Origin of the sequence: Methylophilus sp. YYY-1, assembly GCF_029132825.1 — a bacterium.
In the GTDB taxonomy this organism is placed as follows: Bacteria; Pseudomonadota; Gammaproteobacteria; order Burkholderiales; family Methylophilaceae; genus Methylophilus; species Methylophilus glucosoxydans.
In genome coordinates, this window is the sequence record NZ_WOVG01000003.1 from 189355 (window position 1) to 202405 (window position 13051).

Here is a 13051-nt window from a genome sequence, read left to right on the forward strand (position 1 = left end):
TATACCACGTAGTTTCGCGAATCAAGTACGCCATACTACTTAACCCTCGGACAAAAATTATGCATGATCCTAAAGACCTCAAAAATGCAGGCCTGAAAGCAACACTGCCCCGTTTAAAAATTCTGGAGCTATTTGAAAACAGCGAGCAGCGCCACCTGTCCGCGGAGGATATCTACAAGATCATGATCACCAACGGCGAAGACGTGGGCTTGGCAACGGTCTACCGCGTCTTAACGCAATTTGAGCAGGCAGGCTTGCTGGTACGGCATCACTTTGAGAGTGGCAAAGCCGTGTTTGAAATGAATGAAGGCACTCACCATGATCATATTGTCTGCATCAAATGTGGCCGGGTAGAAGAGTTTTATGATGAAGAGATCGAAAAGAGACAGAAAGCTGCCGCCGAAAAATATGGCTTTAGCATGCAAGACCACTCTTTAACTATTTATGGGACATGTACAAAAACGTCTTGTAACGAATCCTGATATTCAACCATCAACTATTCAGGTCTTAACACCGACCTGGATACGCTTGATTGTCAGCCTCGCTCAGAGGCATGTTAAGTCCACAGATTCACATGCATAGTGCTGCTGGTTTTCCACCTATCGCCAGCGCCGGCGCCCGCATCCTGATTCTGGGTTCTCTGCCTGGAGTGACCTCCCTGCGGCAACATCAATATTATGCGCACCCGCAAAACGCGTTCTGGCACATCATGGAAACATTATTCGGGATTCCAAAACAAACGGCTTATGCGCAACGCTGTGACCAGCTGCAATCACTCAAGTTGGCGGTATGGGATGTGTGTCACTCGGCCAGCCGACCTGGCAGCCTGGATAGTGCGATTGTCGCCGAGTCTGTGATTGCAAATGATATTCCAGGCTTACTCAAACACATTCCAACCATAGAATGTATTGCCTTTAATGGTCAAGCAGCGGCAAAGCTCTTTAAAAAGCATGTTGTTTTAGAGACCACAATCCCGCAGATCACCCTGCCTTCAACAAGCCCGGCACACGCCAGCCTGAGTGTTGCGCAAAAGCTTGCACAATGGCAAACGCTACAAGTCAGGCTGTCACACCCAGCATTTCTTTCGCATGCTGGCGAGTCGCCTCTGTAATCTGCAAACCGCCCAGCATACGCGCGATTTCTTCAATCCGTTCATGCGCATTGAGTGCATGAATTCGGCTCAAGGTCACGCCTTGCTGTTCAAACTTGCTGACTTGCAAATGTTGTTGCGCCTGCGAGGCCACTTGCGCCAAGTGGGTGATGACCAGCACCTGCCTGTGTCGACCCAGTTCACGCAACAAACGGCCCACCACTTCGGCCACTCCGCCACCAATGCCCACATCCACTTCATCAAAAATCATGCAGGGTACGATGCCTAATGACGCGGTGGTCACTTGCAAGGCCAGGCTGATACGCGACAACTCGCCGCCTGACGCGACTTTATTGAGCGGCCGCGGTTCGACCCCGGCATGACCGGCCACCATAAACTCCACCTGTTCAAGGCCATAGGCAGCCGGTTCGCCCGGCGTCAGACTCACCGCAAAACGCCCCCCTTTGAGTGACAGTGCCTGCATTTGTCCGGTGATGGTCTCGGATAAGGCTTGCGCCGCCTGGTGTCTGATAGCAGACAGTGCGGCGGCTTGTTGCTGATAAGTCTGCCACGCTGCCTGCACCTGTTTTGCCAAGGCTCCGTCATCGGCAAACGTTTCCAGCTCAGCCATCCGGCTTTGCTGCTGTTGCAACAGTGCTGGCAACTCATCCGGCTTGACCCGATACTTGCGGGCCGCGGTGTGGATCGTCTGAATACGTGACTCCACCTCAGCCAAACGCTCGGGATCAAGTTCACTTTTTTGCAAATGCCGATTGAGTGCCCGACTCGCTTCTTCGAGCTGAATCACCGCCGAATCGACCGTTTCTGCAATTGGTTGCAATCCGGCATCGATGACTTGCAATTCAGCGAGCTTGCCTTGCACTTGCGACAACAAATCCAGCGCATTGACCTCCTCGCCTTCACTCATCATCTGCAAGCTCGCCTCCATGCCAGTCAGCAGGCTGGCACCATGACTGAGCCTGACGTGCTCTTGCTGCAAGGCCAGCCACTCTTCTGCCGCAAAGCCTAGCTGTGATAACTCCCGCGTACTGTCACGCAACAGGGCCAATTCGTCTGCATACTCACTGGCATTTTTCTCGAATGCCAACTGTTGCTGATGCACTTGAAACCAGGCTTTATAACTTTTAGTCACGTCTTTGGCCAGAGGCACTGCCTGCGCATAGGCATCCAGAATTTCTCGCTGGGTGGCCATTTTTAACAAGGAGTGATGTGCATTCTGGCTGTAGATATCAATCAGCGTCTCCCCGATTTCACGCAACTGCCCGACGGTTGCAGAAACACCGTTAATAAAGGCACGGCTGCGGCCGTCGGCATAAATCACGCGCCGCAGAATCAAGCTATCATCAACGGCCATTTCTTGTGCACGCAACCAGTCTGCAGCCGCCTGGTTACCCGAAATATCAAACGTGGTGGCAATCTCGGCTTTGTCACAGCCCTTGCGCGTCACATCGCCTTCGTTCCTGGCGCCCAGACTCAGCGACAGCGCATCAATCAAAATCGATTTGCCTGCACCGGTCTCGCCGGTGAGTGCCGTGTAGCCTGCCGAGAACTCCAGTTCCAGCACATCAACAATGACAAAATCTCGAATAGATAGGGCTTGTAACATAGATGGTTAAACGGGCGCGTTAGCCCCAGTTGAGTTTGTTGCGTAACATATCAAAATAGCAGTAGTCTTGAGGGTGCACGAGCCGAATCGACTGCTCAGCACGCGCAATACGCACATGGTCTCCGGCGGCCAAAGGGAATTGGCCTTGGCCATCATAACTCATCTGAGCGTCGGCCGCGCTGACCACAATCACCTCAATCACACTGTCCGCAGGCACGGTGATCGGCCGATAACTGAGCGTGTGCGGACTAATAGGCACGATCGAAATCGCCTCCAGATCGGGATGCATAATCGGCCCGCCGGCAGATAAACCATATGCGGTTGTCCCGGTCGGCGTGGTCAAAATCAGGCCATCCGAACGCTGTCGAGACACAAACTGACCATCCACATGCACCTCAAGCTCAATCAGGCGAAAGGCGCTTTTAATCACCACATCGTTTAAGGCAACCACAGGCAAAATCTGGCTGCCCGCTCTGGTCACCACTGAATGCAGTAACATGCGTGACTCAAGCTGAAAATGACCTTGTAAAATCTCGTCAATCTCATCCAGCATCTGGTCCGTTTGCAAGTCAGTCAAAAAGCCGAGTCGCCCGCGATTAATGCCAATCAAGGGCACGCCGGTTTCACGCAAAGCACGGCCGACGCTCAGCATGGTTCCATCGCCGCCCATGACAATTACCAAATCGGCTTTGCTGCCTATCTGCTCCAGCGAGGCCTGCTCAAAACCTTCTTGTTCCACATAGGCTGCGGTATTGGCTTCCACACAGACATGCAGCCCCTTGGCTAACAAGTGATGTGCCAAGCGGGTCAAATCACTTTGCATTTGCTGCAAGGCAGCAGTGTCCATATACTTGCCGACAATGGCAACTGAGCGGAATGTAGATTGCATGCCGCATTAAAGCATAGAAGCCCTGAACTGAAAAGCTAAAGGGACTGTTATCCCAGGCGCAAATGATGCAAAATCTAACTCATTCTAATGAGATCGTCTAAAGTGGATAAACGCGCGCAAATTTTGCTTAAAACCTTGGTAGAGCATTACATCAGTGAAGGGCAACCCATAGGCTCCCGCACCCTGCTCCAGCATTCCGGCCTGGATGTCAGCCCTGCGACAATACGTAACGTCATGAGTGACCTCGAACAATTGGGGTTTATTGCCAGTCCACATACCTCTGCGGGCAGAGTGCCCACCAAAAAAGGCTACCGCCTGTTTGTGGACTCGCTGATGACGATACAGCCGCTTGATCAACGCGCCCTCGCCCAGCTTAAAACTGGACTATCCTCGCCCGACCCGCAAGCACTCATTAACAATGCGGCCGATATGCTCTCGCAATTGACCCAGTTTGCAGGCCTGGTGATGACGCCCAAGCGTAGCCGCAATGTGCTCAAGCACTTGGAGTTTTTACATATCAATGACAAAAAAATACTCGTGATTCTGGTGACCGATGACGGCCAGGTACAAAACCGGATTGTCCTGACCGACCGCGCATTTAGTGCCAGTGAGCTCACCACGGCCAGCAATTATGTCAACAGCCACTGTCAGGGGCTCACGCTGGAAGAAGTACAGATCAAGCTCAAGCAGGAGCTGCAACAAATGCAGGCAGACATCAATCACCTCATGTCTGCTGCGCTGGATGCTGCCAGCCAACCCGAGCCTTCAGAAAAAGAGGCGGTGGTGATTGCGGGCGAACGCAAACTGCTAGAAGTGAATGAGCTCTCAACCAACGTCGGCAGCTTACGCAAACTGTTTGAGATTTTTGAACGCCGCACGGCGCTCATGCAACTGCTTGATCAAAGTCAACGCGCCGATGGCGTGCAAATCTTTATCGGTGGCGAAAGTGGCTATCTGGCACTGGATGAATGCAGCCTGGTCACTGCGCCCTATGAAGTCGATGGTCAGGTCGTGGGGACGCTGGGCGTGATCGGCCCGACCCGAATGGCCTATGAGCGGATTATCCCGATTGTCGATATCACGGCCAAGCTGTTATCTAGCGCGCTCTCAAACTAAATACTGCCTGACCATATCAGGCTAATAATTCCGACACCGAGATCAGCCACGGGCGGATAAATCTTTTACTGCTGTTTTTTCACAATCCTGATCTACATGCTTGTCTATGTTGCGCAAAGCGCTCGACACAAGCTCTTTTTTTATCACTCAGGAGTTTGTTATGAAAAAATCCGCTTTAACAGTTGCACTGTGCCTAAGTACTTTAATCATTAATCCCACGTATGCTGCAACCTACGATGCGACCCGAGCTGGTGGCGGTTATGTTTTCAGCAATGTTTTTAGTGGCAATACAAGTTTCAATGACTATATTTCGTTTAGCACTGATGGCTTACAACAAGTCCTCACCAGTATTTCTGGTACAGGAACCACCTTTCAGTTCAAGGAATTTAACTTACTTGATGAAAACAAAAATCTGGTCATGAATGGTACGGTATTCAATTCCGGCCCCAATCTTTCTTTTGGATTTACAAATAGCATTCAACAAGGTAGCTACTATCTGCAAGTCGTTGGAGAAAGTACAGGTACAAATGCCAGCTACGCAGGGACCATTACCTTAGCGAACGCAGTCCCAGAACCTGAGTCCGCAGCGCTGATATTGGCGGGATTAGGCCTCTTAGGATTGAAACGCAGAAGACAAGCTTAAACATGATTCAGCCTCCCTTGTTAGAGCAACGTTATGCTCTGGCAAGGGCTATTTTGTTTCCTTTCACTTTGATAGGAAATATTCTCCCGTCAGATTCCTCTGACACACTAATCAGCTTAGATTGACTGCCTGCGCTCTGCTCACTTACTTAAAATACCCACATGTTTAATCCCTTTGGAGAGGAAATCATGAAAAAACCATCCCCTGTCTCACTTCAGAAATCCCTGGTTTGGACTGCCCTGCTGGTCCTGACTCTGAGCACTTCTGCCTGTGGCTCTATGAGCACGCGTGGTAAAAACACTGCCATTGGCGCGGGTGTAGGCGCAGTCGCAGGCGCAGTCTTAACTGGTGGCAGCTCCATCGGAACGGTCGGTGGTGCGGCGGTTGGTGGCGTGATTGGTAACCAGATTCATAAGAAATAACCTAGATCTAAACAAAGATTCTGGTCGCAAATCAGCCGCATGATTTGCGACCAGATTAACTATCGCAACAACAAACATCGGCACTTTTCAAAACAAGGTGAGTCATAAAGGCACTTTTCACTTAAAATGCGTTCATGACTTACTACCAGCCAGAACCTGCTTACACCCACGGCAGTCAACCAAAAGTGGGTATCCTGTTAGCTAACCTGGGTACGCCTGACGCCCCCACGGCTAAAGCCTTGCGGCCTTACCTGCAGCAGTTTTTGATGGACAGGCGTGTGGTCGAAATCCCGCGCTTTATCTGGTGCTGGATTCTGCATTGCATCATCCTGGTGATTCGCCCGAAAAAATCGGCAGAAAAATATGCCAGCGTGTGGACAGACCAAGGTTCACCGCTCATGGTTTATGCCCAGCAACAGAAAACCTTATTACAACAGAGTCTGGCTAAACACATCAACAGCCCGCTTGCCGTCGAACTCGGCATGACCTATGGCAACCCCAGCATGAAAAGCGCCATTGACTCCCTCAAAGCGCAAGGCTGCGACCGCATTTTAGTATTCCCGCTCTACCCCCAATACGCCGCCAGCAGCACTGCGGCGGCGCTGGATGCCGTGTGGCGCGTACTACTAAAAATGCGCAACGTGCCTGCCATCCGTACCATCAAGCACTACCACGATCATCCGCTGTACATTCAAGCCTTGGCCAGCCATATCAAAGCCTACTGGCAACAACACGGCCAGCCAGAAAAACTCGTGATGAGCTTTCACGGCGTGCCTAAATTCCACCTGATGAAAGGCGACCCCTACCATTGCGAATGCCACAAAACCGGACGCTTGCTAGCTGAGGCCTTAGGCTTAAGCAAAGACCAATATCAAATCGCCTTCCAGTCCCGTTTCGGTCGTCAGGAATGGTTGCAACCTTACCTCGCCAACACGCTAGACGCCTTGGGTAAACAACAAATCAAACGCATAGATGTCGTTTGTCCCGGCTTTAGCAGCGACTGCCTGGAAACCCTGGAAGAAATTGCTATGGAAGGTAAACACTTGTTCCAGTCAGTGGGCGGTGGGGATTATCACTATATCCCTGCACTCAATAGCGAAGCGGTCTGGATTGAAGCGATGCGCGATATTGCGCTGGAGCATTTGCAGGGTTGGGTGAGTAATGAGTTTGACTCAGCAAAAGCAGCAGCTGAAGCACAAGCGAGTAAACAACACGCTTTGGCAATGGGCGCTGAAAAATAACGCTGTGGCTCGAACATCACATTTTTTAAACATTTAAAAGCCCTCATGACTGACATGTCATTTTCCAGCATCTAACTTGGCTGCACGTCAAAAGGATGAAAACACTGGCCAAAGCTTCGCTATCTAGATGGCCAGTGTTGGTGGAGAGAGCGCCGTGATGTTGAGTCAAAAAATTAGTATCAGCACTTATCTGCTTGAGAACCGTGCACAAAGATAGCAAATCTATCTCCTGCATTTGCACCAAGCATAAAAACTCATTTCAGCGTCCATTCGCATTGGTCTTGCTTGCAGCGCTCGCCTATTCCACTGCCAGCCCTCCCCAATTACGCGTTATAATCGCGTTTTAACGTTTTTATCGTTCCCCTATGATCATTATCACCGGTGGTGCAGGCATGATTGGTTCTATCATGGCTTGGCATTTAAACAACAAACTGGGTCGGCAAGACCTGGTGATTGTTGACCGTATCACGCATGAAAACCAGTGGCAAAACCTGGTACACAGACACTATGCCGAATACCTGGATAAAGACCAGCTGTTTGAGTTTCTCGAAGAAAATGATGAGATCACGGCAGTGATTCATATGGGGGCGATCAGCGCAACCACCGAGCGTGACTTTAACAAGCTGGTGGCGGATAACATGCATTATTCGCAAGACTTGTGGTCCTGGTGTGCCGAGTATGAGGTGCCGTTTTTCTACGCCAGCTCTGCGGCCACGTATGGCGGTGGTGAACAAGGCTATGACGATGCCAGCATTGAGAACTTGCGGCCATTAAACGGCTATGGCTACTCCAAGCACTTTTTTGACCAGTGGGTGTTGCAGCAAGTCGCACAAAAGCAAGCTACCCCGCCCGCTTGGGCTGGATTCAAGTTTTTTAACGTCTACGGGCCGAATGAATATCACAAAGAGCGCATGGCCAGCGTGGCGTATCACACGTTTAACCAGTTTAGCGAAACTGGAACCATGCGCCTGTTTAAAGGCACCAAAGAAGGCATAGCGGACGGCATGCAGTTGCGTGACTTTGTCTATGTCAAAGACGTGGCGGATGTGATGGGATTCTTCCTCGAAGCGGCATTAAAAAACAAACCGGTGGCCAATGCGATTTACAACATAGGCACTGGCCAGGCGCGCAGCTTTAAAGACCTGGCGACCAATGTAATGACCAGCATGGGCCGCGAGCCCAACATCACGTATATTGATATGCCGCAAGACCTGCAGGGCAAATATCAGTACTTTACCCAGGCGGAGATGAAGAAGCTGCGCGATGCGGGATATAAAAAGCCGTTTACCTCGCTGGAGGAAGGCGTCAAAGACTATGTGCAAAACTATTTGATGCAAGACGACCCTTACGCATAAGTCATCAAACAATTGAGCGATAGATTGTGAGCGATATGAACCATATTGAATACCTCAAAGGTGAACACGCCGCCCATATGGCGATGTTTCAGGCGCTGGAGCCCTTGTTTCCACTCATCAGCGATGTCGGCAACTTGCTGCGTGATTGCATTGCGCGCGGGGGCAAGATTCTGCTGTGTGGCAATGGCGGCAGTGCGGCAGATAGCCAGCATATTGCAGCAGAGATTGTCGGCCGCTTTAAAAAAGAGCGCAAGGGTCTGCCCTCGATTGCACTGACGACAGACACTTCCATCCTGACCTCAGTAGGCAACGATTATGGCTATGACTATATATTCGCACGTCAGGTAGAAGCCCTCTGTCGCCCGGAGGATGTGCTGATCGGCCTCACCACCAGTGGCAATAGCGCCAATGTGGTCCGTGCCATTGAAACCGCCAATGAAATTGGGGCCACCACCATAGGCATGACTGGCGGCACAGGTGGCAAGTTAAATGCCCTGTGCAAGCACAACATTGTGGTGCCATCCAGCGTGACTGCACGCATCCAGGAAGCGCATATCTTTATCGGCCACAGTCTGTGCGAGATTCTGGAGTCTTAAGTCTGATGAATCCTGCATTCAGTAAAGTTGTGCAGCAGTTTGGTGATCAGGGTGCCCATGCCCTGGTGATTGGGGACGTGATGCTGGACCGCTACCTGCTCGGCGAGGTAAACCGCATTTCACCTGAAGCACCGGTCCCGGTTGTGCTGATCAAATCCGAACAACAGCGCGTGGGCGGTGCCGCCAATGTAGCAGCCAACCTGGCATTATTGGGTATCTCAACCAAGATGATTGGTTTGATGGGCAATGATAGTGAAGGCCAAACCTTACTCAAAGCCATGCAGTCACATGGGATTACGACCGAAGCGATGCTCACCAGCCAGCATCGTCCAACCATTGCCAAAACCCGTATTCTGGGCGGACACCAGCAAATGCTCCGTCTGGATCAGGAAGATACCCAGAATTTGAACGAAAGCGAACAAGCTGAAATTCTGACCAATATTGACACTGCACTGGCAGCGCAGCCTGCCTTGGTGATTTTGTCAGACTACGCCAAAGGCTTGCTCACCGAAACCGTCTGTCAGCAGGTGATCCAGCGTTGCCGTGCGCGGCAGATACCGGTGTTGGTAGATCCTAAAGGCCGCGATTACAGCAAATACCGTGGCGCAACTGCACTCACGCCGAATAAAAAAGAAACCGCCGAAGCCTGCGACAGCAGCCAGCAAGATCCGGCGCTAATCGCCAAAGCAACGGCGCTCAAGCAAAGCTTGCACCTGGATTTTCTGGCCGTCACCAGAGGCGAAGAAGGCATTACGCTGATTGATGACAGCACCCACCATCTGAACGCCACCGCCAAGCAAGTATTTGATGTCTCAGGCGCAGGGGATACCGTGATTGCCACCCTGGCTGCCGGGCTGATGCACGGGCTGTCGGCACTGGATAGCTTGTCATTGGCCAATATTGCCGCTGGCGTGGTGGTCGGCAAAGTCGGCACCGTGCCAATTACCAAGGCCGAATTACTTGATGCGCTGATGACGGCACAAGGCAATGAACAGGCGCACAAAATCTGCGCACTGGAAGAGCTCAAGCAAAAGGTCAGCCGCTGGAAACAGCAAGGCCAAAAAATCGTTTTTACCAATGGCTGCTTTGATTTATTGCATGCAGGCCATGTCACTTACCTTGAAGCGGCCAAAAAGCGGGGCGACAAACTGGTGCTGGGACTCAACACCGATCGTTCAGTATCTGCGCTCAAAGGCCCGACCCGACCCGTGGTGAATGAAAATGATCGTGCGCGCGTGCTGGCCGCCCTGGAGTCTGTGGACGCGGTCATTTTGTTTGATGAAGACACGCCTTTGAACCTGATCATGGCAGTTCAACCTGATGTCATTGCCAAGGGCAGCGACTACACCGCAGCTCAAGTGGTCGGTGGCAAAGAGGTGCTCTCCTGGGGCGGTGAAATTGCATTGATTGACTTGGTGGAAGGCCGAAGCACCACCAATCTGATTAAAAAAATGCATGCATGAGTAGTGCTGACAAGATTCTGGTCATCGGCCCGTCGTGGGTAGGCGACATGGTTCTCGCGCAAAGCTTGTTCAAGCAACTCAAGTCGGACCGCCCCGCTTGCCAGATTGATGTCGCCGCACCGTCGTGGACACTGCCATTGCTGGCGCGCATGCCCGAAATCACCCAAGCCATCGCCCTGCCCTTCAAACACGGGCAATTATCTTTAGGCGCGCGCTGGCGCTTTGGACGTGGTCTGAGGGTTCAGGGCTACACACAAGCCATCTTACTCACAAACAGTCTGAAATCAGCCATTTTGCCCTGGGCTGCCGGCATTCCATTACGGACCGGTTTTAAAGGAGAGATGCGTTACGGCTTGGTCAATGACATGCGCCCGCTGGATAAAACCCGTCTAAAAAAAACCGTCGAGCGCTTTGTGACGCTGGGTTTAAGCCCGCAAACTGTGCTCCCTAGCGCCTTGCCACAACCTGCATTGGTCGCTGATGCAGCCAATGCTGACCGATTACTGCACGCTTTCAAGCTCGATGCCTCCAAACCGATGCTGGGTCTCTGCCCAGGGGCCGAATATGGCGAAGCGAAACGCTGGCCAGCCGAGTATTACGCGCAAGTCGCCAATCATGCGCTTGATGCAGGCTGGCAAGTGATGCTGTTTGGTTCCGATAAAGATGCCCCGGTGACGGCCTCCATCCAACAGCTCACGCAACAGCGATGCCTGGACCTGGCGGGCAAAACCAGCCTGGGGGATGCAATTGACCTGATGTCGTTGTGCCAACGGGTGGTCAGTAACGACTCGGGGCTGATGCATGTGGCTGCCGCACTGGATAAGCCATTGGTAGCGATTTATGGCTCCTCTGACCCGAAACATACGCCACCGATGCACCCGGATGCAGTGATCCAATATCTGGGGCTGGCATGTAGCCCGTGTTTCAAGCGTGTATGCCCGCTCGGTCATTTGAATTGTTTGCGACAATTGTCCCCTGAACAAGTCTTACCCACACTCGCACTCACGCGCGTGGAGTTTGCGTCATGAAACGCTTTTCTTACCTGCAAAAAATCACGCAAGCCCAGTGGTTAATCCTGTATTTGCTGGCCGCCTTTCTGATCGTCAGCAAAATTATGTATAACCAGCACGGCTGGGTAAACAACGACTCACTGTTGTATTTTGAGCAGGCCAGACTCCTGGCTGCCGGGCAATGGCAGCAGGCGCATCGCCTGTTCTCGTGGCCGTTCTACCCAAGCCTGCTCGCACTGATACACCGCAGTACGGGTCTGGAGATACACAGCGCGGCCATCGGCCTGAATATAGTGTGCTTTGTGCTGTTTGTCGCGGGCTTTCAACAATTGCTGCTAGAAGCGGGCGCCAAGTTGCGCACGCTGCACTGGGGGCATGGCCTGCTGTTCTCCACGCAATATATGGTCGGCAGTGTGCTAGGCATGTTGCTGCGCGACGAGGGCTTTTGGGCGGCCTATACCTGGGGCCTGGTATATTGGCTACGCAGCCTTAAAACGCAACGTTGGCAGGACCTGCTGGCTTTTCAGGCCGTCATGGTCATCGCCACCTTATTCCGAATCGAAGCGGCGGTTTATTTGCTCGCCCTGCCCTTATGCGCGCTTGCCTATACCGGCTTAAGCGCCTCAGCGCGACTCAAGCTTTGGCTGCGCGCCAATAGCCTGAGCCTGCTCACAGCATTGATGTTAGGCATCGCCTTATTCGCTGGCGTATTGCGACTGGATCAATTAGGCAGGTTGCAAGAAATCTTCACTCAGGTCACGCGCCTGTTTGGGGAACGCATCGATTTTATTCAACAAAAAGCCGCCATTATCAACCAGCAGGTATTAGGTGAAGATCTGGATGAATACGGCCTGTTCAGCCTCTGGGTGACCTTGATCCTGATTGCCATCAGCAAAACATTAAAAACAGCCGGCCTGCCAGCATTGATTGCCATCTGCTGGCCCAAACAGAGCTGGTGGTCGCGCTTACCGGCACCTGCCCGGCATCTGGCGCTGGCAACACTCAGCGTCAGCTTTGTCGTCAGCCTGGTGATCTTGTTGAATGTGTTTGTCCTCTCCAGCCGCTATGTCATTGCCAGTGGCATCGTGTTTATTTTCCTCGCCGCGTTTGCCATGACTGAATGGCAAAGCCGCTGGCCCAAGCTCAGTAGCCGAGGGGTTGCCTGTTTGCTGGTTGCCATGCTCGCCTACTCCTTATGGGATAGAAATCCGATTGATCTTGATCGGCAGGCGGTGGACTACATCCAGACCATCAACCCACAACAGCAACCGGTATTTTATGACACCGAAAATGCGCGGTTTTATGCCCACCAACCATATCAGGATAGAGTACTGGGTCATACACTGTTTCCCGAGCTTGTCAAGCAGCAGGCGATCTCGAAGTATGACTACTATATGATCACTATCAGCAAGGATGCAGTGGATGTGGCTTATGAACAGCTCGCTGTGCAAACCTTGCAAAAAGCCAATTTCAAGCTGGTCAAAACCTTTTACGGTTGGCGCGGTAAATCTAAAGTCATGATTTTTAGCAAACAGGCCGTGATACCCTGATGCAATACGTTAAAATTCATAAAAATAATTCACTATTCGTTCAGGCCTC

13 protein-coding genes are annotated in these 13051 nt (G+C 51.8%); 11 read left to right on the plus strand and 2 right to left on the minus strand.

Annotated features, from left to right (window positions below):
- The first annotated feature begins 59 nt into the window (after positions 1-59).
- Complete coding sequence (fur, locus tag GOC95_RS10030; RefSeq protein ID WP_194747128.1) at positions 60-482, plus strand: ferric iron uptake transcriptional regulator; 423 nt, start codon at positions 60-62, stop codon at positions 480-482.
- A 92-nt stretch (positions 483-574) separates the two neighbouring features.
- The gene (locus GOC95_RS10035) at positions 575-1111 is read left to right on the plus strand and encodes a DNA-deoxyinosine glycosylase (protein WP_275356927.1); all 537 of its coding nucleotides are present in this window, start codon (positions 575-577) and stop codon (positions 1109-1111) included.
- Here GOC95_RS10035 and recN read toward each other — a convergent pair.
- Positions 1059-2717 (minus strand): DNA repair protein RecN, encoded by a 1659-nt coding sequence (gene recN, locus GOC95_RS10040; protein WP_275356928.1) that lies wholly within the window; start codon positions 2715-2717, stop codon positions 1059-1061. The two genes, GOC95_RS10035 and recN, sit on opposite strands and share 53 nt — an antisense overlap.
- 19 nt (positions 2718-2736) lie before the next feature.
- The gene (locus tag GOC95_RS10045; RefSeq protein ID WP_275356929.1) at positions 2737-3606 is read right to left on the minus strand and encodes an NAD(+) kinase; all 870 of its coding nucleotides are present in this window, start codon (positions 3604-3606) and stop codon (positions 2737-2739) included.
- A gap of 87 nt (positions 3607-3693) precedes the next feature.
- Here GOC95_RS10045 and hrcA point away from each other — a divergent pair, with 87 nt between their 5' ends.
- From hrcA to GOC95_RS10090, 9 genes are all read left to right on the plus strand, one after another.
- Positions 3694-4722 (plus strand): heat-inducible transcriptional repressor HrcA, encoded by a 1029-nt coding sequence (hrcA, locus tag GOC95_RS10050; protein ID WP_275356930.1) that lies wholly within the window; start codon positions 3694-3696, stop codon positions 4720-4722.
- Between the two features lie 160 nt (positions 4723-4882).
- Complete coding sequence (locus tag GOC95_RS10055) at positions 4883-5365, plus strand: FxDxF family PEP-CTERM protein (protein WP_275356931.1); 483 nt, start codon at positions 4883-4885, stop codon at positions 5363-5365.
- A 188-nt stretch (positions 5366-5553) separates the two neighbouring features.
- A complete protein-coding gene (locus GOC95_RS10060; protein ID WP_275356932.1) occupies positions 5554-5787 on the plus strand; it encodes a glycine zipper 2TM domain-containing protein in 234 nt (77 codons plus the stop codon).
- A gap of 134 nt (positions 5788-5921) precedes the next feature.
- Positions 5922-7028 (plus strand): ferrochelatase, encoded by a 1107-nt coding sequence (gene hemH / locus GOC95_RS10065; RefSeq protein WP_275356933.1) that lies wholly within the window; start codon positions 5922-5924, stop codon positions 7026-7028.
- 365 nt (positions 7029-7393) lie between these two features.
- Positions 7394-8383, plus strand: a complete 990-nt coding sequence (gene rfaD, locus GOC95_RS10070; protein ID WP_275356934.1) for an ADP-glyceromanno-heptose 6-epimerase — start codon at positions 7394-7396, stop codon at positions 8381-8383.
- Between the two features lie 35 nt (positions 8384-8418).
- On the plus strand, positions 8419-8979 hold the full coding sequence (locus tag GOC95_RS10075) for a D-sedoheptulose 7-phosphate isomerase (protein ID WP_194747137.1): 561 nt from the start codon (positions 8419-8421) through the stop codon (positions 8977-8979).
- A gap of 5 nt (positions 8980-8984) precedes the next feature.
- A complete protein-coding gene (gene hldE / locus GOC95_RS10080; protein WP_275356935.1) occupies positions 8985-10442 on the plus strand; it encodes a bifunctional D-glycero-beta-D-manno-heptose-7-phosphate kinase/D-glycero-beta-D-manno-heptose 1-phosphate adenylyltransferase HldE in 1458 nt (485 codons plus the stop codon).
- Positions 10439-11470: a lipopolysaccharide heptosyltransferase II gene (gene waaF, locus GOC95_RS10085; protein WP_275356936.1), complete on the plus strand. Its 1032-nt coding sequence runs from the start codon at positions 10439-10441 to the stop codon at positions 11468-11470. Before hldE ends, waaF begins: the two co-directional genes overlap by 4 nt.
- Positions 11467-13002 carry a hypothetical protein gene (locus GOC95_RS10090; protein ID WP_275356937.1) on the plus strand — a complete coding sequence of 512 codons (1536 nt, stop codon included), beginning with the start codon at positions 11467-11469 and terminating at the stop codon, positions 13000-13002. The genes waaF and GOC95_RS10090 overlap by 4 nt, the downstream gene beginning before the upstream one ends.
- Positions 13003-13051: the final 49 nt, after the last annotated feature.